The organism is Pseudomonas sp. GM84 (assembly GCF_000282535.1).
GTDB lineage: Bacteria > Pseudomonadota > Gammaproteobacteria > Pseudomonadales > Pseudomonadaceae > Aquipseudomonas.
In genome coordinates, this window is sequence record NZ_AKJC01000166.1 from 21,546 (window position 1) to 42,495 (window position 20,950).

15 protein-coding genes are annotated in these 20,950 nt (G+C 63.1%); 3 read left to right on the forward strand and 12 right to left on the reverse strand.

Annotation, left to right across the window (positions count from 1 at the left end):
• Positions 1–79 precede the first annotated feature (79 nt).
• From hldE to PMI38_RS14080, 3 genes are all read right to left on the reverse strand, one after another.
• Positions 80–1,501: a bifunctional D-glycero-beta-D-manno-heptose-7-phosphate kinase/D-glycero-beta-D-manno-heptose 1-phosphate adenylyltransferase HldE gene (hldE, locus tag PMI38_RS14070; RefSeq protein WP_008095061.1), complete on the reverse strand. Its 1,422-nt coding sequence runs from the start codon at positions 1,499–1,501 to the stop codon at positions 80–82.
• Positions 1,502–1,629: 128 nt separating this feature from the next.
• Complete coding sequence (gene msbA / locus PMI38_RS14075; protein ID WP_008095063.1) at positions 1,630–3,438, reverse strand: lipid A export permease/ATP-binding protein MsbA; 1,809 nt, start codon at positions 3,436–3,438, stop codon at positions 1,630–1,632.
• Positions 3,439–3,453: 15 nt separating this feature from the next.
• Entirely contained in the window at positions 3,454–4,629 is a 1,176-nt protein-coding gene (locus PMI38_RS14080; protein WP_008095066.1) for an O-antigen ligase family protein, read from the reverse strand.
• Between the two features lie 98 nt (positions 4,630–4,727).
• Between PMI38_RS14080 and PMI38_RS14085 the strand changes: the two genes are divergently transcribed.
• Positions 4,728–5,333: a hypothetical protein gene (locus PMI38_RS14085; RefSeq protein WP_008095067.1), complete on the forward strand. Its 606-nt coding sequence runs from the start codon at positions 4,728–4,730 to the stop codon at positions 5,331–5,333.
• 3 nt (positions 5,334–5,336) lie between these two features.
• Here the strand turns inward: PMI38_RS14085 and PMI38_RS14090 are convergent, their stop codons facing one another.
• The 8 genes from PMI38_RS14090 to PMI38_RS14125 all read right to left on the reverse strand — a co-directional run bounded on the left by PMI38_RS14090 (position 5,337) and on the right by PMI38_RS14125 (position 14,527).
• The gene (locus PMI38_RS14090) at positions 5,337–6,428 is read right to left on the reverse strand and encodes a glycosyltransferase (protein ID WP_008095069.1); all 1,092 of its coding nucleotides are present in this window, start codon (positions 6,426–6,428) and stop codon (positions 5,337–5,339) included.
• A 45-nt stretch (positions 6,429–6,473) separates the two neighbouring features.
• Entirely contained in the window at positions 6,474–7,247 is a 774-nt protein-coding gene (locus PMI38_RS14095; RefSeq protein WP_008095071.1) for a glycosyltransferase family 2 protein, read from the reverse strand.
• Between the two features lie 67 nt (positions 7,248–7,314).
• Complete coding sequence (locus PMI38_RS14100) at positions 7,315–8,271, reverse strand: glycosyltransferase family protein (protein ID WP_008095073.1); 957 nt, start codon at positions 8,269–8,271, stop codon at positions 7,315–7,317.
• Positions 8,272–8,320: 49 nt separating this feature from the next.
• Complete coding sequence (locus PMI38_RS14105) at positions 8,321–9,724, reverse strand: PIG-L deacetylase family protein (RefSeq protein ID WP_043273636.1); 1,404 nt, start codon at positions 9,722–9,724, stop codon at positions 8,321–8,323.
• Complete coding sequence (locus PMI38_RS14110) at positions 9,721–10,617, reverse strand: antimicrobial resistance protein Mig-14 (RefSeq protein ID WP_008095078.1); 897 nt, start codon at positions 10,615–10,617, stop codon at positions 9,721–9,723. The genes PMI38_RS14105 and PMI38_RS14110 overlap by 4 nt, the downstream gene beginning before the upstream one ends.
• Positions 10,617–11,747, reverse strand: a complete 1,131-nt coding sequence (locus PMI38_RS14115; RefSeq protein WP_008095079.1) for a glycosyltransferase — start codon at positions 11,745–11,747, stop codon at positions 10,617–10,619. Before PMI38_RS14115 ends, PMI38_RS14110 begins: the two co-directional genes overlap by 1 nt.
• Positions 11,731–13,488 carry a carbamoyltransferase family protein gene (locus PMI38_RS14120; protein ID WP_008095081.1) on the reverse strand — a complete coding sequence of 586 codons (1,758 nt, stop codon included), beginning with the start codon at positions 13,486–13,488 and terminating at the stop codon, positions 11,731–11,733. Before PMI38_RS14120 ends, PMI38_RS14115 begins: the two co-directional genes overlap by 17 nt.
• A 202-nt stretch (positions 13,489–13,690) precedes the next feature.
• Complete coding sequence (locus PMI38_RS14125; protein WP_008095083.1) at positions 13,691–14,527, reverse strand: 23S rRNA (adenine(2030)-N(6))-methyltransferase RlmJ; 837 nt, start codon at positions 14,525–14,527, stop codon at positions 13,691–13,693.
• Between the two features lie 156 nt (positions 14,528–14,683).
• Between PMI38_RS14125 and PMI38_RS14130 the strand changes: the two genes are divergently transcribed.
• Positions 14,684–14,944 (forward strand): hypothetical protein, encoded by a 261-nt coding sequence (locus tag PMI38_RS14130; RefSeq protein WP_008095085.1) that lies wholly within the window; start codon positions 14,684–14,686, stop codon positions 14,942–14,944.
• A 62-nt stretch (positions 14,945–15,006) separates the two neighbouring features.
• On the opposite strand, the gene putP is transcribed toward PMI38_RS14130, so the two are convergent.
• Complete coding sequence (putP, locus tag PMI38_RS14135) at positions 15,007–16,485, reverse strand: sodium/proline symporter PutP (protein ID WP_008095087.1); 1,479 nt, start codon at positions 16,483–16,485, stop codon at positions 15,007–15,009.
• Between the two features lie 357 nt (positions 16,486–16,842).
• Here putP and putA point away from each other — a divergent pair, with 357 nt between their 5' ends.
• The gene (putA, locus tag PMI38_RS14140) at positions 16,843–20,796 is read left to right on the forward strand and encodes a trifunctional transcriptional regulator/proline dehydrogenase/L-glutamate gamma-semialdehyde dehydrogenase (RefSeq protein WP_008095089.1); all 3,954 of its coding nucleotides are present in this window, start codon (positions 16,843–16,845) and stop codon (positions 20,794–20,796) included.
• Positions 20,797–20,950 lie beyond the last annotated feature (154 nt).

Consider the following 20,950-nt stretch of genomic DNA (forward strand, 5'->3'; position numbering starts at 1 on the left):
AAGCCCTGGCCATGCACCTCTAACGTCAGGGCCGGCCCTTTCGCGGGACAAGCCCGCTCCCACAGCGGCCCCAGCTACCTCAGTTCTTGCGGATTTTCTCGACAATCGCCGTGGTCGAGCTGTTCTCGACCAGCCCCAGCACCTTCACCGTACCGCCGTAGGCGCGGACGATATCGGCCCCGACCACCTGGTCGATGCCATAGTCACCGCCCTTGACCAGCACGTCCGGCTTGACCTGGCTAAGCAGGTTTTCCGGGGTACCTTCCGGGAAGCTGATTACCCAGTCCACCGCCCCTAGCCCCGCCAGCACAGCCATGCGCCGGTCGACACTGTTGATCGGCCGACCCGGCCCTTTCAGGCGGCTGACCGAAGCGTCGTCGTTGACCGCAACGATCAACCGATCACCTTGGGCACGGGCCTGCTCCAGGTAGGTCACATGCCCGGCATGCAGGATGTCGAAGCAACCGTTGGTGAACACGATCTTCTCGTTGTGCGCACGCGCGTCGTCGATGGCCAGCAGCAGTTGCTCCAGCCCCAGCACACCACGCTCGGAACCTTCTTCGCGCTGTATTGCACGGCGCAGTTCAGGCGCACTGATGGCCGCAGTACCCAGCTTGCCGACCACGATACCCGCAGCCAGGTTGGCCAGGGCCACCGCATGAGGCAGGTCTTCACCGGCCGCGATGGCAGCCGCCAAGGTGGAGATGACGGTATCACCGGCACCGGTCACATCGAACACTTCACGGGCACGGGCCGGCAGGTGCAGCGCCGGCTGGCCGACGCGCAGCAGGGTCATGCCATGCTCGCCACGGGTCACCAGCAGCGCACCCAGGTCAAGGTCCTGCAGCAGTTGCAGGCCCTTGGTGACCAATTCCGCTTCATCGGCGCAGCGGCCGACGATGGTTTCGAATTCGCTGAGGTTCGGGGTAATCAGGCTGGCGCCACGGTAGATCGAAAAATCCTTGCCCTTGGGATCGGCCAGCACCGGGATGCCCTTGGCACGCGCGGCCTGGATCAGGCTCTGGTGATTTTTCAGCGCACCCTTGCCGTAGTCGGACAGGACCAGCACCTTGACGCCTTCGAGCAGGCTGTCGACTTCCGTGCCAAGCGACAGCGGGTCGGTGGCGAACGGCTCTTCGAAATCGATGCGCAGCAGTTGCTGGTGGCGACTCATGACCCGCAACTTGACGATGGTCGGCTGGTGGGCGATACGCTGGAATACCGAACGTACGCCGGCGGCCTGCAGGCTGTTGGCCAGGCTGTCGGCGGCCTCGTCCTGACCGGTAACGCCGATCAGCGAAGCCGGTGCACCCAGCGCGGCAATGTTCAAGGCAACGTTGGCCGCGCCGCCTGGGCGATCTTCAATCTGATCGACCTTGACCACCGGCACTGGCGCTTCCGGCGAGATACGCGAAGTACCACCATGCCAGTAGCGGTCGAGCATGACATCGCCGACCACCAATACCGGGGCTTGATCGAAACGCGGCATGGATAACTTCATGGGCAACCCATATGAAAATAATGAACAGGGGCAGGATATTAGCACAGGGTAGACGACGGCTTTATGGCCAGATCGACCCTGGAAAATTCCGGTGACAATCGGGGCCGCAGGCCCCGATCACAGAGGACTCAGGTGATATCGGCCTTGGCCGGCTCATCCAGGCCCATGGCATGCAGGCGGGCATAATGGCCATTGGCAGCCAGCAGCTCGGCATGGGTGCCACGCTCCACCAGGCGACCCTGGTCCATGACCAGAATCAGATCGGCCTTCTCGATGGTCGACAGGCGGTGAGCGATCACCAGCGTGGTACGGCCTTGCATCACGTGGTCCAGGGCGGCCTGGATGTGCCGCTCGGATTCGGTGTCCAGGGCCGAGGTCGCCTCGTCGAGGATCAGCAACGGTGCGTTCTTCAGCAAGGCCCGGGCAATCGCCAGGCGCTGGCGCTGGCCGCCGGAAAGCAGCACACCGTTCTCGCCAACCTCGGTATCGAAGCCTTTGGGCAACTGGTCGACGAACTCCTTGGCATAGGCATCGGCTGCCGCCGCTTCGATGTCCGCGCGCGGCGCGCCGGCCAGGTCACCATAGGCGATGTTGTTGGCCACGGTGTCGTTGAACAGGGTGACATGCTGGGTCACCTGCGACACGTGCTTGCGCAGATTGCGCAGGCGGTAGTCCTCGATTTCCACACCATCGAGCAGAATCTGCCCTTCGTTGTGGTGGTAGAAGCGTGGGATCAACGCCGCCAGGGTCGACTTGCCGCTACCCGAGCGCCCCACCAGGGCAATCATCTGCCCAGGTTCGGCAACGAAGTTGATATCGCGCAGCACTTCGCGCTCGGTGCCAGGGTAGGTGAAGCTCAGGTTGCGCACTTCGAGGCGCCCCTGCACCCGCTCTTTCTCGACCGTGCCGGTATCGATCTCGGGCTCTTCGTCCAACTGCTCGAAGATGCTCTCGGCACCGGCCAGGCCTTTCTGGATGGTCGAGCTGACTTCCGAAAGCTGGCGGATCGGCTTGGGCAGCAGGCCCGCCGCGGTGATGTAGGCCACCAGGTCGCCGGCGGTGGACTCACCGCGCAGGAACAGCACCAGGAACATCAGCGCCGCCATGGCGCTGTAGATCACCAGCTGCAGCATCGGCGTGTACAGCGAACCGGTCTTGGTCATGCGCAGTTGCTTGTCGGTGTTGCTCTGGCTGGCGCGACCGAAGCGCTGCTGCTCGTAAGCCTCGCCGCCGAAGCTGCGGACCACGCGGTAACCCTGGATAGTCTCGGAAGCGACGTGGGTGACATCACCCATGGCCACCTGGATCTTCTTGCTCTGCTTGCGGAATTTCTTGCTGGCAACGCTGACCATCACCGCGATCACCGGCAGGATGGCCACCATCACCAGGGTCAGGTGCCAGTTCATCCACAGCAGGTAGGCAAACAGGAACACCACGGTCAGGCCTTCGCGGATGACCACCTTGATCGCGTCGGTAGCGGCGCCGGTGACCATGGTCACGTTGAAGGTGATGCGCGAGATCAGGTGCCCGGAGTTGTGGTTGTCGAAGTAGCGGTTGGGCAGTACCAGCAGTTTGTTGAACAATTCGACGCGCAGATCGTGCACCAGGCACAAGGAGACCTTGGCCAGAAAGTAGTTACCCAGGAAAGAGCCCAGCCCCTGCCAGGCGGCGATCAGGATGATCAGCAGCGGCACCGCCTGCAGCAGCTGCAGGTCGCGCAAGTACGGCACGTTGGGGAACAACACCGCTTCGGGGTTGCTCAGGCCATCGACGAAGTACTTGAGAATCCCGGCCAGCATGGGCTGGGTCGAGGCAAAGATCACGAAACCGATGATGCTCAGCAGGAAAATGCCGACATAGGGTTTCACGTAGCTCAGCAGCCGGAAGTAGATCTTCAGGCTGGAGGTGTGCTCCGCCGGTAGCGGTGTTTCGGCCATCATCGAGCTCGCTGTTCAGGTTGAACCGGAAATTTTACCACAGGCGCCATTTTCGGCACGCCCCCAGGGTAACAACATGGCCAGGCCGACCGTCAGCCAGCTGACGAACCACTCGGCACGCGGTGTCCCGGTCAGGCTGGCGGCATCGAACTGCATGGCCATGGTGGAGTAAACCCACAACGCGAGCAGGATCTTGCCGAGCACGGTATCCCGGGCGCGAACGATTTCGCCCAACGTGAACAACCACACCGTGATCCACAGCAGCATGCCCGGGAGGCCCAGCTCCATGGCGACATGGGTAAACATGTTGTGCGAGTGATCGAACAGCATGCCCGCCGCACTCACCTTGTACTCTGCGCCCAGGCCCAGCCCGGTCCAAGGGTGCTCGCCAATCATCTGCAGCACCGACCCGAAAATTTCCGGGCGGAACGAGGAGCCACGAGCTGTCAGATCCTCGTAGAGCATGTAGAAGGCCAAGCCAGAGGCGAGCATCGCCGCAATTGCAATCAGCCGGCTGTGGCGGTCACGGAACCACAGCGGCGCGAGCACGGCGGTGAGCACCAGCGCCAGCGACGCACCACGGCTCTGACTGAGCAAGACATACGTCCCCAGGCACGCCAATGCCAGGAACCAGGCAAGCTGCGCACCGCGCTTGCGAGGTACCTGATAGAGCAGCATCAGTATCGCGGCCCCCACCACGTAGGCGCCGAGAATCGGGTGGGAAATTTCGCCAATGCCTTCCAGCCGCCCGATCAACGGGATGCCCAGTACGACATAGAAGTTGATGATGGAGATCAGCGCGGCGACGGCCAGCAAGCCGCCACCCAGCTGCAGCAAGTGGCGGATCCGCACAAGGCCGGCTTGGGCCAGCAACGGAAACGCCATCAGGAATACCAGGATGTACACCAGGCGCTTGACCTCCCGCCCAGGCTCCTCACCTGTTGACCAGGACAAGCTGAGCCCTGCCCACAGCATCAACGCCAGCAGTGCCCCCCATAGCGCCGGCTGGCGCCGCCAGGCCTCCATGAACACGCCGCGGGCAGACCAGGCCACGACCAGCGTCGGCAACCACAAGAACACCACCAGACCCTGTTGATAGACCTTGTTGCTAGGCGCCAATGCAATCGCAGCAATGAACCAGACCAGACCAAAACCCAACCAGGCCCGTGCCCAGCTTTTTTCGTACAACATTCATTCCCCCGGTCAATCAAAGACACCATCATGGTGCTACCGCATTATTTTCGGCATTATTGCCGTCATTTTGATCGCCAGACGACAAGGCTCAATTCATGCAATGCTCCCCGCTCAACCAGGTCGACTTCGATCAGCTGACACGTGGCGCCCAGGTTCTAGAGGCAGACAGCTATGGTGCCAAAGTCTACCTGCTCGAGGATGGCAATTTCCTCAAGGTTTTTCGTCGTAAACGTTTGATTTCATCTGCGCTGCTTCGCCCCTACTCCCAGCGTTTCGTCGACAATGCTGCGCGCCTCGCGCAAATGGGCATTCCCACGCTGCAGGTGATCAGCCAGCACAAGCTCGACCTGCCAGGCCGAACTGCAGTGCTGTACCGCCCGCTTCCCGGGCGCACGCTGTTGCAGATGTCTCGCGATGCCGACTTCAGCTGGGCCACCTACCTGCCCCGCCTGATCGAATTGATCCGCCAACTGCACCGCAGCGGCATCTACTTCCGCTCGCTGCACCTGGGCAATGTGGTGGTAACGCCTGATGAGCGCCTTGGCCTGATCGACGTGGCGGACATGCGTTTCCTGCGCCCGCCCCTTTCCGCACGCATGATCCGGCGTAATGTGCAGCACATGGTACGTTACATCGAGCGCGAGAAACTTGGCGACCGCTTCCCCCTCGCCGACTTCGAGGCGGCCCTGCTGGCGCGCTGAACCTCAGCCGCGCAGCAGGCTCGCCGAGCCATTCTGGAAGGCCCGCCAGGCCGCTTCCGGCGCCAGAGCCTGACGCTGCCGGGCGGCCAAGGTCGCCGCGCCGAGTGCATCGCAGCGCGCTATCGCTTCGGCCCAGGCGTCCATGTCGCCAACCGGCAGGTAGCAACCAGCCCCTTCGAGCTGCTCGTGAAACACCGGCAAGTCACTGCAGATGACCGGCACATCGGCCATCACCGCTTCCTGCACCACCAGGCCCAGGCCCTCGGCGCGCGATGGCACCAGCAACCAGTCGAACGCACAGTACAGCTGTCGCAGGTCATCGCGGTGGCCGCACAAGTGCACGCGGTCACTCAGCCCCAGTGCATAGACATGCGCCTGCAGATCCGCGCGCAACGGACCGTCACCGATGATCGCCAGGTGCATGTGCGGATGCCGGGCAGCGCCTTTGGCGAACGCGTCGATCAAGATCTCGAAACCCTTGCTCTCCACCAACCGGCCCACGGCGCCAAGCACCTGGCCGTCGGTTTGCGGCAAGGCCAGGGCCAGTCGCGCCTGTTCGCGGCTCATCAAGGATCGACGGAAAGCTTCTGGCTCAAGGGCGATACGCAGTGTCTGAACCGGCCGACCGAGATCCTGCTCCAGCGCCTGAGCGAGCGTCTGCGAAACCGCTGCGATGCTCAGGCGTTCGGCAGGCAGTTCGCGCAACAGGCGAATGTCACTGGCGTTCAAACGCGTCCGACCATGGAACAGCACCTTGGCCCGCACGTCAGGAATCTGCTGCAGCAATGGCAGCACCAGGCGGGCAACGCCGACACCATCCAGCAGCAGCACATCGACCTCGGCCTCGGCCAGCGCCTTGCGCAGACGCATGCGCAACCACGGCCGCAACAGGCGCCACAGATGCCGTCCTTTCAGCGCCCGCTGCGGCATGTGCCATTCGCGCGTGGAGCCCAACCCACAGCACAAGCCACTGCCCAGCAGCAGCCAGTTACTGATGCGAGCATCTGCGCCAGCGTGCGACAGCACCTGCCGGTGAACCTGATGGATGGACATGTATGGCGAACCGCCAGCCCACATCATGTTGACGATGTTCATGGGGATAGTGCCCCTCTCCCGCTCAAGCCAGGTGGGACAGCGAATTCAGTGAACAAATAGTGATATTCCCATGCCTACCAAGGCACCCATAAGCAGCGTCAATGCCAGCTTTACCCGATCCCTTTGGCGCCGTTTGGCCTTGCGCTGAACCTCTTCAGGCAAGGTTACGTGGCTGCCAAACCCAGTGTGCAACACTGCATCACCTTCCAGCGTCACGGCTGTAAGATTTAACTCAGCATAGCGACGGGAAAGCGCCTTTTCACCAGCATAGGCGGCAAAAGGCGCACAACGCTGATAATCACTGAGGCGACGCAAGCCTGGGTTGAGCGAAAACGCCTGCCACTCGGCTTTTTCGGACAGCAGCGGGTAGCACGGCACCCCCGCCACCACCTGGCGATCGCCCAAGTGAATGTAGGGGCTGTGGATGGCCAAGTCGTGGGCGTAGCTGCGCAACCAGACTTGCAGCAGTTCGGGCCGCTCCTGCAGGACCGCCCGGGAGTCCTCCACGAATGCCTGGCGGTAGAACTGCCAGTCATCTTCGCAATGAAAGATGTAGGGCGTCTTGACCCGGCTGTAGGCCAGGTCGATGGACGCCAACTGCCCGAGCTTGGGGCGGTTGACGAATACCGTGCAATACGGTTTCCAATGCTCGGGCACGGCACCGTGCACGGCATCGTCACCCGAGTCTTCGGTAATGAACACTTCACGTATCGGCGCGGTGTTAAAGCGATCGAAACTCTCAAGGGTATGCTTGAGCAGGTCGAATCGACCGCAGCTGGTCACGACAAGCGTGACATCACTTTCTTCAGAAAAGCGCACCGGACTCCCTCCGCGTTGCGACAATCGACTTCCCGTTCCCGGTCCGTGAGCACGAAAGTTCTGTTGGTTAAAAACCCAACTTCAACCGCAACCGCTGCCATGCAGACAGGGGTGGATGCGGCCTCAGTGCCGGGCGCATATGGTCGACGATGCTACGGCCAACTTCGGCAAAACTGAAACGAGAAATTGCCAAATGGCGCCCGTTTTCAGCAATTTGCCGCGCCAGCGCAGGATCGCCGCGCAAGGTTTTCAGTTTCGCCTGCAGTGCAGGAATGCTGTCGTAGAACACCACGTTGTGCATGTCCTGCAGGCCCAGGGCGCGATTTTCCTCTTCGCCCTGATCGAACGCCAGCAGCACACAGCCGCAGGCCATGGCTTCGAAGTTCTTGATCATGTACTCGCCCATGCCGACATCGGCACTGACGAAAAATCGAATGCGGTTGAGGGTATTGCAGTAGTCCTCACCCGACTTGGTACGGGTAACCACCAGGTTCTCCACCCGCCCCAGTTCGTCCAGCAGCGCCTTGCGCCCGCTATAGGCGACACTGTTGGTACTGCCGACGAAGGCCAGCTCGATATCACGCTCGCGACCCTGGTCGGTGAGCAGTTGTTCATCGTAGCCCTTGGGCACGAATACTGCGTCGAAACCTTCCTGACGCAGGCGCTCGCTGACCATGTGGCCGGAGCTGATGACCCGCGCCCACGGCAGCTTGCGGTAGTGGGCGCTGAACTTGCCGGTGTATTTGCAAGGGATGTAGTTCTGGTACGCGTCGTGCTCGAGGATGACCAGGTTCGGCACCGTGCGGATGAATGCGACCTGACGGATTTCCTGCTTGAAGCGCAGGAAGAAGACGATGCGGTCATAGCGCTCGACCTGCACTTCGCGCTTGAAGTAGCGGCGCAGGTTGCGCTGGTCTTCGCTGGTCAACCAGCGCAAGTCGCATTCGCAGTTGGCCGCGACGCCGTCGTACAGGCGATCGAGGATCGCCCGCTGTTCCTTCTGCACCAGAAATAGGACTTTCATTGCTTTCCTTGGGCGCTCTGCGCCATCGCGGTCAACCATGGGCATTGTTTTACAGCTCACGGCGCCAGAACAGTTCATGGCGGCGCACGGCCTTGCGGAAGAACTCGTTCTCCCCGTAAGGCGACGGCCGCCGCCCGGCCAGCCAGCGCTGCAGCAGGCGACGCAAACGGCGCTTGAACGGTGCCGGAGGCTGCAGGTCGTGCATCATGCCCAAGGCCATGGCCTTGTCGCGCTGGGTCGGCAGGTCCAGCACCAGCGCGCATGGCGCCCAGGCCTGGTCGGCCGTCATCTGCGGCGGCAGGGCCACGCCATCACCGCTGTCACCCATCGGCCAGCGGTCGTTGTCATGCAGGTGGTTGGCGTAGCACAGCAGCGTTTGTGGCTGCCATTCCAGGCCCTGCAAGGCCTCGAGCACGGCTGCCTGGGCGCAGATATGGTCAGGGTGCGGGTCGAGTTGCGGGTGTGGCATGACCAGCACCTCTGGCCTGGCCAATGTCAGCAGCGCACGGAGGTCGGCCAGCAGGTTGTGCCAGGTCGGCGCACCATCGCTATCGCCCGGCAGCGTGAACGGATTGAACTGACGGAATGGGCGGATATCGGCCATCTCGGCCTCGCGGGAGGCCGCAGGTACATCCGGCGCGGCCTGCATGGCCGGCAGTTGCAGACAGAAATAGCCCAACTGCAGGCAACGCGCCTCCGGCACGCCGGCCCAGCGCGGTACGGCAATGCTGTCCCAGGCGCGCAGGCGGCCTTTCAGGCGTGCAGCCTCGGCCTTGCCCAACCCCATCTGCTGATAGTGCTCGGCCTCGATTTCGCCGGCGGTCAGGGTCACCACCCAAGTCTCGTCAGACTGGCTGTACAAGCCGTAGGCAGCCAGTTCGGCATCATCGGCATGCGGGGCGATGACCATCACGCGGCGACGCTGCAACTCGACGCTGGGCGTGATCCACAGACGCGGCTCACCCAATAACCGGCAATGGCGACCCCGCACGCGCAACGTACCTGCCTGCAGCGGCGCGGCCAGGCCGGTCAGGTTGAGAAAGCGCACCCCGTCGACGCCACGCTCGAACGTCTGGCGATCGCTTTGCGAGTCGGCCAGCAGCTGCACGCAAGGATCAAGGAAACGCCCCAGCCACCCGCTTTTCACCCGCATTTCGAGAATCAGTGTTTCATTCCCTTGCAGCAGGGCGTCGGCCTTGAGCTGCCCGTCACGCCAGCTGACCGCGCCTTCACGGGTCTGCTCGCCAAAGCGATAGGCGTAGTCTTCATTCGGCGCATAGAACAGGTGATCGGCGAACCAAGCCTCATGCGCGGCCCAGAGCAACGGCAGCAGCAACAGCGGCAGCCACCACCAGGCAAATACCCCGAGGCAGACCAGTGCGACCAGACCCGCAAGCAGGCCCAGGCGCTTGTTGCGCCGGTGGCGCTTGAGCAACTGCTGCTTGCGACTCACGCCTGGAACACCGGCACAGGGTTGCACCAACGGTCCTTGTACTCGCGATCGGCACGACCGAACGAGAACCGCAGCGGCTTGTTGCGCGCGCGGGCGTCCTCCCAGGCAGCCTGGGTATTGAGGAAGCTCAGCACGCTGCCGGGGCTGAAGGCTTTGGTTTCAGGGTCGACGCCGCCGTTGACGTATTCGACGCTGATCCACTCTGGGGCTTCGACCCGATACACCAACTGAATGGCGATGGGCTTGTCGTCAAGCAGCAGCACCGAGCCGATCAACAGCTCGCGCAGGCGCTCGAGCACATCGGCCATACGCTCCGCACCGGTAGCGGGGAAGCCCCAGCGGCGCTGGAACAGGTCGCAGTACATCACTGCGATTTCGCTGCTGCTGAAGTCGCTGATCGGGCGCACCACGCCGCCCGCCTCTTCCAGCAGGCGCAATTCGCGGCGCTGGTTGTAGCGGAATTTTTTCGACAGGTCTTCGTGCGCCCTGGCCATGGCCAACTGTTCTTTCTGCACCTTGAGGCCGGTGAAGCGCCCCTGGTTCAGTTCGGACAGGTAGCGCCCGGCATGGCGCAAGGGGGCAGCGGCATCGGCGGCGGCCGGCAGAATGAGTTCGGCATTGCCCAGATCGAACAGCCCTTTCTTGCCGGCGCGCTTGAGCACTTCCTTGGACAGTGCCAGATGACGCCCCCAGGCAGGAATGGCAGCCTTCAGTTCACCCGACTGATGCCAGCCCAGGTAGCGCACGGGGATCTGCGCAAGATCGGCCAGTTGTTCGATCACCAATGGATGCGTCGCGACACTGCCACCAAAGCGCGCCCAGGCTTCGGCATAGGCGGCTGCATCGATGACCTGCCAACCGCGTTCGCGGAAGGCCTGAATATGATTGAGCATCACGCCTGCGCCACCAACGCGCGAACTTGTGGCAGCTGCCAGAAGGCCTCGCGTACTGCCTGGTCGGAAAACCGCCGGTGCAGGCGCTGCAGCATGTGCGTGGCACATGCCTCGCGCTGCTGCGCATCCAGCTCGCCCATGTGTTTCAGGCCCTGCGCCAACTGCCCGGCATCACCGAGCGGGAACAGCATGCCGACACCCTCGACCACTTCGCGGGCACCGCCGCAGGCAGTGGCCAGCAGCGGCACGCCAGCGACCATGGCTTCGAGCAGGACCATGCCGAACGGCTCATGGTCGGAGCTCAGGGCGAACACGTCGAACGCCTGGAAGTAGCGCCGGGCATCGGGCACCTGGCCAAGAAAGTCGACCTGCCCGGCGATGCCCAGCTCTGCGGCCTGCGCCTTGAGCTTGTCTTCCAGACGCCCTTTGCCAAGGATCGCCAGGCGTGCGCCGGCAGGAAGCGTTGGCAGCGCCTGGGCAAAGCCACGTAGCAAGGTGGCCTGGTCCTTGTCTGGATGCAGGCGGCCGACGTTGCCGACGACCCAGGCCTGTGCGTCCAGCCCCAGGGCCTGACGCGCTTCGGCACGAGGCACCAACGCTGCTTGCAGCGCCTCGATGTCGATGCGGTTGTACAGGGTCTGGATACGTTCGGCGGGCCACTGCGGCAAGCAACGGCGCATGTCGTCACGCACCGCATCGGACACGCCGAGCAGGCTCAACCGTTTGCTGAACAGGTTGGCGAACAGCCGCCGCCCCTTGCGCTGGTAGTCACCAAAGGCATGGTGCACACCAATGACTGGCAGGTTGGTGCCCAGCAAGGCCACATAGATCGGCTTGAACCGGTGAGCGATGCAGAAACTGAAATGGCGCTCGGCCGCGATCCGACGCAGCGCGCGGATGGCACCCAGCTTCAGGCCGCGCACGGCCTTGGAGCTGAACTCCAGGAACAGCACCTCGTCCGAGGCGCAGCCGGCCGCGACCTGCGGGTCGCTGGCGCCGGTGAGAAAGACCGTGGTGACCTTGTAGCCACTACCCTGAAACAGGCTGGCGTATTGACGGGCACAGTCGAGGAACGGCCCGTCATAGCCATGGCAGAACTGCAGGACACGCTGTTCAGAGCGGCTGGTCATACGCGGCTGCGCCGTCCTTCACGACCAGGATGTCTTCCATGATCAGGTACTGCAGGTCCGAGCCGAAGAACATGTTCAAGGCATCGGTCGGCGAGCAGATCATCGGCTCGCCACGGCGGTTGAGCGAGGTGTTCAGCGACACGCCGTTGCCGGTCAGGTCTTCCAGCGCCTTCATCATGTCGTAGTAGCGCGGGTTGTACTCGCGCTTGAGCACCTGGGCACGCGAGGTGCCGTCTTCGTGGACCACTTCGGGCACACGGGTCTTCCACTCTTCAGCCACTTCGAAGGTGAAGGTCATGAACGGCGCCGGGTGATCGACCTTGATCATCTGCGGGGCGACGGTGTCGAGCATCGACGGGCAGAAAGGTCTCCAGCGCTCGCGGAACTTGATCTGGTGGTTGATGCGGTCAGCCACGCCTTCAACGCTCGGGCAGCCGATGATCGAACGACCGCCCAGCGCACGCGGGCCGAACTCCATGCGACCCTGGAACCAGGCCACCGGGTTGCCGTCGACCATGATCTTGGCGATCTGCTGCGGCATGTTGTCGAGCTTGCGCCACTTCGGCTGGTTCGGGTGACGGGCGCAGGCCGCGATCACGTCCTCGTTGGAGTACGACGGGCCGAGGTAGACGTGTTCCATCTTCTCGACCGGCACGCCACGGGCGTGAGACACGTAGGCCGCGGCACCGACCGCAGTACCGGCGTCGCCGGAGGCCGGCTGGACGAACAGTTCCTTGACGTCGGAACGGGCGATGATCTTCTGGTTGAGCTTGACGTTCAGCGCGCAGCCGCCGGCGAAGGCCAGCTTGCCGGTTTCACGCAGGGTATCGCCCAGGTAGTGGTCGATCATCTGCAGGGCCAGCTTCTCGAACAGCGCCTGCATGCTCGCCGCATAGTGAATGTACGGCTCGTCGGCGATATCGCCTTCGCGCTTGGGGCCCAGCCATTCGATCAGCTTCGGCGAGAAGTAGAAGCCCTTGCCCTTCTCTTTATAGCGGCGCAGGCCAATCACGTTGGCGTATTCGGTGTTGATCACCAGTTCGCCGTTCTCGAAGCTGGCCAGACGCGAGAAGTCATATTTGCTGGCATCACCGTAAGGCGCCATGCCCATGACCTTGAACTCGCCGTCGAGCATTTCGAAGCCGAGGAACTCGGTGATCGCGCCATACAGGCCGCCCAGCGAATCCGGGTCGAAGAACTCTTTGATCTTGTGGATCTTGCCGTTTTCGCCGTAGCCGAAGAAGGTCGTGGCGTACTCGCCCTTGCCGTCGATGCCGAGGATCGCGGTTTTTTCCTTGAAGCCCGAGCAGTGGTAAGCACTGGATGCGTGGGCCAGGTGGTGCTCGACCGGCTCGATCTTGACCTTTTTCGGGTCGAAGCCGAGTTGCTCCAGGCACCAGACGATCTTCTTGCGGTAGCGCTTGTAGCGGCGGTTACCCATCAGGATGGCGTCAAGCGCGCGGTCCGGGGCGTACCAGTAACGCTTGGCATAGTGCCAGCGGGCCTTGCCGAACAGGCTGATGGGCGCGAACGGGATGGCGACCACGTCGACATCGGACGGTTTGATACCTGCCTGCTCCAGGCAGAACTTCGCCGACTCGTAGGGCATGCGGTTCTTCGCATGCTTGTCACGCACGAAGCGCTCTTCTTCGGCGGCGGCAATCAGCTTGCCGTCGATGTACAGGGCCGCGGAAGGGTCATGGCTAAGGGCGCCGGACAGGCCAAGAATCGTCAATGCCAAGGGTTTAGCCTCTTCATTCGGTAGAGATGCGCCAGCGGCCTCGTAGGCGGGTGGCGGCTAAAGGGCGAGATTATAACGCAAAGAATTCCAACTGGCCTTATCGCCGGCAAGCCGGCTCCCACAGGTACGGCGCTACCTCCAGGAGCAGCACCATACCTGTGGGAGCCGGCTTGCCGGCGACAGGGCCAGAAGGGACAACCGCTTATTCGGCGATCAGCCAGTCCATGCGGTAGCTGCCCGCAGTCTGCGCCAGCTCCTTGGCCAGCCAGGGCAGCAGCTCCTTGAGCTCCTCCTCCAGCCCCCATGGCGGGTTGGCGATGGCCAGGCCCGAGCCATTGAGGCCCTGCGGGCTGTCCTGGTGATGCACATAGAGCTCGACCCGCAACAGCTTGGGCGCGCCAGTGCTGGTCAGGTCCTGATAGAAGCGGGTCAGCGAGCGCTGATCCTTGATCGGGTACCAGATGGCCGCGACAGTCTGGCGCATGCGGCCGATCGCCTCTTTCATCGATGTGGTGCAGCGCTTGAGCTCATCCGCCTGTTCGAACGGCGGGTCGATGAGCATGATCGCGCGCTTCTCCGGCACCGGCAGCAGCGCCCTCGGCACGTGCCAGCCCTCGCCCAGATGGACCACTACGCGTGGATCCTTCTTCATGTTTTCTTTGAGCAGCGGCCCGTCTTCAGGGTGCTTTTCATTCAGCAACGCGCGGTCTTGCTGGCGCATCAGGCGGCGAGCCAGCTCAGGCGAGCCCGGGTAGTAGCGCAGCTCCCCATCGGCATTGAGGCGCTTGATGATGCGCAGATAATCGGCAGCCATCGCGGGCAGGTCATCACGATTCCACAGGCGCGCGACACCTTCCAGGTATTCACCGGTACGGGTCGCCTGGTCACCTTGCAGGTCGTACAGACCAAGGCCTGCGTGGGTATCGATGTAGGCGAACGGCTGCTCCTTGCGCGACATCAGGGCGATGAGGCGGGTCAGCACGATGTGCTTGAGGACGTCGGCGTGGTTGCCGGCGTGGAAGGCGTGACGATAGTTCATGGAAACTCCTGCGGGGGCGACAAGTTTACCTTGTCACAGGAGCGGAGTCAGGTGCACCAGCCGATTGGCAGCGCAAAAAGCAGGGGGTAATTCCAGATCCCTTCATTCATTCGCACTGGCGACACTCCTGCCTCCACCCACTCAGGAGTACCTGCAATGAAAGCTTCCATCAAGCTCGACACTAGCGCTTCCGTCCCTCGCCTCAACGGCACGCTGGGCGTCATCAACGCGCCCTACACGGCCGTGGTCGAACTGACCAGGCCAGACGGCAGCACCGACAACATCGTGGTATCCAGCACCGGCAGCGAAGCGTGGGAGATCACCTTGAACAACTGCGTACCCGGGAACTACGAAGCCGTGATCCGCCCAAGGGAAGCAGGTGTGTTCGAAGCCACCCGCCTGAACTTCTCGCTGTAACAGCACGGCCTGCCGCGCGAACCCTGCAGGGCTCGCGCGGCAGGCCGAAACGTCTTCAGCGGTTACTTGTCGGCGTGATACGCCGCATCAGCCGTTTCAAAACGCTGAACCATGCCCTTGGACGGGCTGCCCAGCTTGCTCACCAGCACGATGGCGATACTGGCGAACAGGAAGCCCGGGATGATTTCATACAGGCCCCAGGTATCGATCTGCTTCCACAGGATCACGGTCAGTGCGCCGACCACGATACCGGCCAGTGCGCCGTTACGGGTCATGCCCTTCCACAGCACCGAAATCAGCACCACCGGACCGAAGGCGGCACCGAAGCCAGCCCAGGCGTAGGCCACCAGGCCCAGCACGCGGTTTTCCGGGTTTGCGGCCATGGCGATGGCGATCAGGGCCACGGCCAGCACCATCAGACGACCGACCCAGACCAGCTCACCCTGGGAAGCATTCTTGCGCAGGAATGCCTTGTAGAAGTCCTCGGTCAGGGCACTGGAACACACCAGCAACTGGCAGCTCAGGGTGCTCATTACCGCCGCCAGAATGGCCGACAGCAGCACACCGGCGATCCACGGGTTGAACAGGATCTTCGCCAGCTCGATGAACACGCGCTCACGGTTCTCGGTGACCGGGCCCGCCAGCTCAGGGTGCGCAGAGAAGTAGGCGATACCGAAGAAGCCCACCGCACAGGTGCCGGCCAGGCACAGGATCATCCAGGTCATGGAGATGCGGCGGGCGTTGGCGATCGACTTCACCGAATCGGCGGCCATGAAGCGCGCCAGGATGTGCGGCTGGCCGAAATAGCCCAGCCCCCAGCCCATCAACGAGATGATGCCGATGAAGGTCGCGCCCTTGAACATGTCGAAGTTGGCAGGGTTCTGCGCTTCGATGGCAAGGAAGGTGGTGTCGAAACCGCCGGTGGAGATCAGCACGATGATCGGCGTGAGGATCAGCGCGAAGATCATCAGCGAGGCTTGCACGGTGTCGGTCCAGCTCACCGCCAGGAAACCACCGACGAAGGTGTAGGCGATGGTCGCCGCGGCACCCGCCCACAGCGCAGTCTCGTAAGGCATGCCGAAGGTGCTCTCGAACAGACGGGCACCGGCAACGATGCCGGAAGCGCAATAGATGGTGAAGAACACCAGGATGACGATGGCCGAGATGATCCGCAGCAGGCCGCTGGTATCTTCGAAGCGGCTGGAGAAGTAGTCCGGCAGGGTCAGCGCATCGCCGTTGTGCTCGGTCTGCACGCGCAGGCGGCCGGCAACGAACAGCCAGTTGAGGTAGGCACCGACCGTCAGGCCGATGGCGATCCAGGCTTCGGACAAACCGGAGAAGTAGATAGCGCCCGGCAGACCCATCAGCAGCCAGCCACTCATGTCGGAAGCACCGGCGGAAAGCGCGGTGACCACGCTCCCCAGGCTACGCCCGCCCAGGATGTAGTCGGAAAGGTTGTTGGTGGAGCGGTAGGCGGCGAAGCCGATCAGCACCATTGCCGCGATGTAGATCACAAAGGTGATCGTTAGTGGATTGCCCATGCTTGTGCCCTGGCGTTTGTTTTTATCTCATGCGCAACCGTAATCAGCCGGTTGCACCCAGGCGGCGAATCCTATGCAACAACCGGAAGCAGGTGCAACCATTTTTCATTTGCAAGTTGCACCCACCTGTGCGATTTCAGGCAATGTCGATTTTTTGCTCAATTTTTGAGCAAAGGACAGCACTCCCATCAGAAAAAGCAATAGAAAGCCTCTAATTCAAGAGTAAGAAATGTCGCCAGACGAGTTGCACCTGAAACCGCAAAAATTCGGGTTGCACCTGGTTGCACCCGAATTGTCCTACAGATACTCTTGATGCCAGCTTAGGCCACGACCGATGGCCAATAATGAGGATAAGAAATGGCGACGACCACCCTTGGGGTCAAACTTGACGACCCGACCCGCGAGCGACTCAAGGCCGCAGCGCAGTCCATCGACCGCACGCCGCACTGGTTGATCAAGCAAGCAATCTTCAATTACCTGGAGAAGCTCGAGGGTGGTGCCACCCTGACCGAACTCAACGGTCATGCCAGCAGCGTGGTCGACGACGCTGGCGAAGTACAAGCGGATCACGCTCACCAGTGCTTCCTGGAGTTTGCCGAGAGCATCCTGCCCCAGTCGGTACTGCGCTCCGCCATTACCGCCGCCTACCGCCGCCCTGAGCCGGAAGTCGTGCCGATGCTGCTGGAACAGGCGCGCCTGAGCGCGCCGTTGGCTGAAGCGACCAACAAGTTGGCCGCGGGCATCGCCGAAAAACTGCGCAACCAGAAGAGCGCCGGCGGCCGTGCCGGCATCGTTCAGGGCCTGCTGCAGGAATTCTCGCTGTCGTCCCAGGAAGGCGTTGCCCTGATGTGCCTGGCCGAGGCGCTGCTGCGCATCCCGGACAAAGGCACTCGCGATGCGCTGATCCGCGACAAGATCAGCACCGGCAACTGGCAGCCGCACCTGGGCAACAGCCCCTCGCTGTTCGTCAACGCCGCGACCTGGGGCCTGCTGCTGACCGGCAAGCTGGTCTCCACCCACAACGAATCCGGCCTCACCTCCTCGCTCACCCGCATCATCGGCAAGAGCGGCGAACCGATGATCCGCAAGGGCGTCGACATGGCCATGCGCCTGATGGGCGAGCAGTTCGTCACCGGCGAAACCATCGCCGAAGCCCTGGCCAACGCCAGCCGCTTCGAGGCCAAGGGCTTCCGCTATTCCTACGACATGCTCGGCGAAGCGGCACTGACCGAGCACGACGCACAGAAATACCTGGCCTCCTACGAGCAGGCGATCCACTCGATCGGCAAAGCCTCCCACGGCCGTGGCATCTATGAAGGCCCGGGCATCTCGATCAAGCTGTCGGCCCTGCACCCGCGTTACAGCCGCGCCCAGTACGAGCGCGTGATGGAAGAGCTGTACCCGCGCCTGCTGTCGCTGACCCTGCTGGCCAAGCAGTACGACATCGGCCTGAACATCGACGCCGAAGAGGCTGACCGCCTGGAGCTGTCCCTCGACCTGCTCGAGCGCCTGTGCTTCGAGCCGTCGCTGGCCGGCTGGAACGGTATCGGCTTCGTCATCCAGGCCTACCAGAAGCGCTGCCCGTATGTGATCGACTACGTGATCGACCTGGCCAAGCGCAGCCGCCACCGCCTGATGATTCGCCTGGTGAAAGGCGCGTACTGGGACAGCGAGATCAAGCGCGCCCAGGTTGAAGGCCTGGAAGGCTACCCGGTGTATACCCGCAAGGTGTACACCGACGTTTCCTACGTCGCCTGTGCCCGCAAACTGCTGGCAGTACCGGAAGCCATCTACCCGCAGTTCGCCACGCACAACGCCCACACCCTGTCGGCCATCTACCACATCGCCGGCCAGAACTATTACCCCGGCCAGTACGAGTTCCAGTGCCTGCACGGCATGGGCGAACCGCTGTACGAGCAAGTCGTGGGCAAAGTGTCCGAAGGCAAGCTGAACCGCCCGTGCCGCGTGTACGCGCCGGTCGGCACCCACGAAACCCTGCTGGCCTACCTGGTCCGTCGCCTGCTGGAAAACGGCGCCAACACCTCGTTCGTCAACCGCATCGCCGACCACTCGATCTCCATTCAGGAACTGGTCGCCGACCCGGTCGCCAGCATCGAGCGCATGGGCACCCAGGAAGGCAGCATTGGCCTGCCGCACCCACGCATTCCGCTGCCGCGTGACCTGTACGGCAGCGAGCGGGCCAACTCGGCCGGCATCGACATGGCCAACGAACATCGCCTGGCGTCGCTGTCCTGCGCCATGCTGGCCACCGCTCACAACGACTGGAAAGCCGCCCCGCTGCTGGCCTGCGCCGCCAGCGAAGCCGCTGCCGCGCCGGTGCTGAACCCGGCCGACCTTCGCGACGTGGTGGGTCACGTCCAGGAAGCCACGGTCGCCGACGTCGACAACGCCATCCAGTGCGCGCTGAACGCCGCCCCGATCTGGCAGGCCACCCCGCCCGCCGAGCGCGCCGCCATTCTGGAGCGCACCGCCGATCTGATGGAAGCCGAGATCCAGCCGCTGATGGGCCTGCTCATCCGCGAGGCCGGCAAAACCTTTGCCAACGCCATCGCCGAAGTGCGCGAAGCGGTGGACTTCCTGCGCTACTACGCGGTGCAGGCACGCAACGACTTCAGCAACGACGCCCACCGCCCGCTGGGCCCGGTGGTGTGCATCAGCCCGTGGAACTTCCCGCTGGCGATCTTCACAGGTCAAGTGGCCGCTGCGCTGGCCGCCGGCAACCCGGTACTGGCCAAGCCTGCTGAACAGACGCCGCTGATCGCGGCCCAGGCCGTGCGCCTGCTGCTCGAAGCCGGCATTCCGCAAGGCGTGCTGCAACTGCTGCCAGGGCGCGGCGAAACCGTCGGTGCCGGCCTGGTCGGTGACGAACGCGTCAAAGGTGTGATGTTCACCGGTTCCACCGAGGTAGCTCGCCTGCTGCAGCGCAATGTCGCCGGGCGCTTGGACAACCAGGGTCGCCCGATCCCGCTGATCGCCGAAACCGGAGGCCAGAACGCGATGATCGTCGACTCCTCGGCGCTGACCGAGCAGGTGGTGATCGACGTGGTGTCGTCGGCCTTCGACAGTGCCGGCCAGCGTTGCTCGGCCCTGCGCGTGCTGTGCCTGCAGGAAGACTCCGCCGACCGCGTGATCGAGATGCTCAAGGGTGCCATGGCCGAAAGCCGCCTGGGCAACCCGGACCGCCTGGCCGTAGATATCGGCCCGGTGATCGACGCCGAGGCCAAGGCCGGCATCGAGAAGCACATCCAGGGCATGCGTGAGAAAGGTCGCTCGGTCTACCAGGTGGCCATCGCCGATGCTGCCGAGGTCAAGCGCGGCACTTTCGTCATGCCGACCCTGATCGAGCTGGAAAGCTTCGACGAGCTCAAGCGCGAGATCTTCGGCCCGGTGCTGCACGTGGTGCGCTACAACCGCCGCAACCTCGACCAGCTGATCGAGCAGATCAACAATTCCGGCTATGGCCTGACCCTCGGCGTGCACACCCGCATCGACGAGACCATCGCCAAGGTCGTGGAAACCGCCAACGCCGGCAACATGTACGTCAACCGCAACATCGTCGGTGCGGTGGTGGGCGTGCAGCCGTTCGGTGGTGAAGGCCTGTCCGGCACCGGCCCGAAAGCCGGTGGCCCGCTGTACCTGTACCGCCTGCTGTCGACCCGCCCGGCCGACGCGATTGGCCGCCACTTCCAGCTGCAGGATGGCGAAGGCAAGCCAGACCGCACCCTGCACGAGCAGTTGGTCAAGCCGCTGCACAGCCTCAAGGCCTGGGCCGAGAGCAACCAGCAAGCCGACCTGGCCGCCCTGTGCAGCCAGTTCGCCGGCCAGTCGCAGAGCGGCATCGCCCGCCTGCTGCCAGGCCCTACCGGTGAGCGCAACAGCTACACCATCCTGCCGCGCGAGCACGTGCTGTGCCTGGCCGACAACGAGGCTGACCTGCTCGCGCAGTTCGCCGCTGTATTGGCAGTCGGCAGCTCGGCTGTGTGGGTCGATGGCGAGCCAGGCAAAGCCCTGCGCAGCCGCCTGCCGAAGGAGCTGCAGGCCAAGGTCAAGCTGGTGGCGGACTGGAACAAGGATGAAGTGGCGTTCGACGCCGTGATCCACCATGGCGACTCGGACCAGCTGCGCGGCGTTTGCCAGCAGGTGGCCAAGCGTGCCGGGGCGATTGTTGGCGTGCATGGGCTGTCCAGCGGGGATCATCAGATTGCCCTGGAGCGGCTGGTGATCGAGCGGGCGGTGAGTGTGAATACCGCTGCGGCGGGGGGGAACGCCAGCCTGATGACCATTGGCTGATGGCTAGTGGTTGAAGAAGAAGGAGAGCTTAGGCTCTCCTTTTTTTGTGTTGGCTGCGGGCGCTTGTCTTGGGTGTTGCAGCGCCCTTGAGATCGAGCGCCGCCCGCGCGGCGCATCGCGAGCAAGCTCGCTCCTACATTTGTTGCAACGTGCC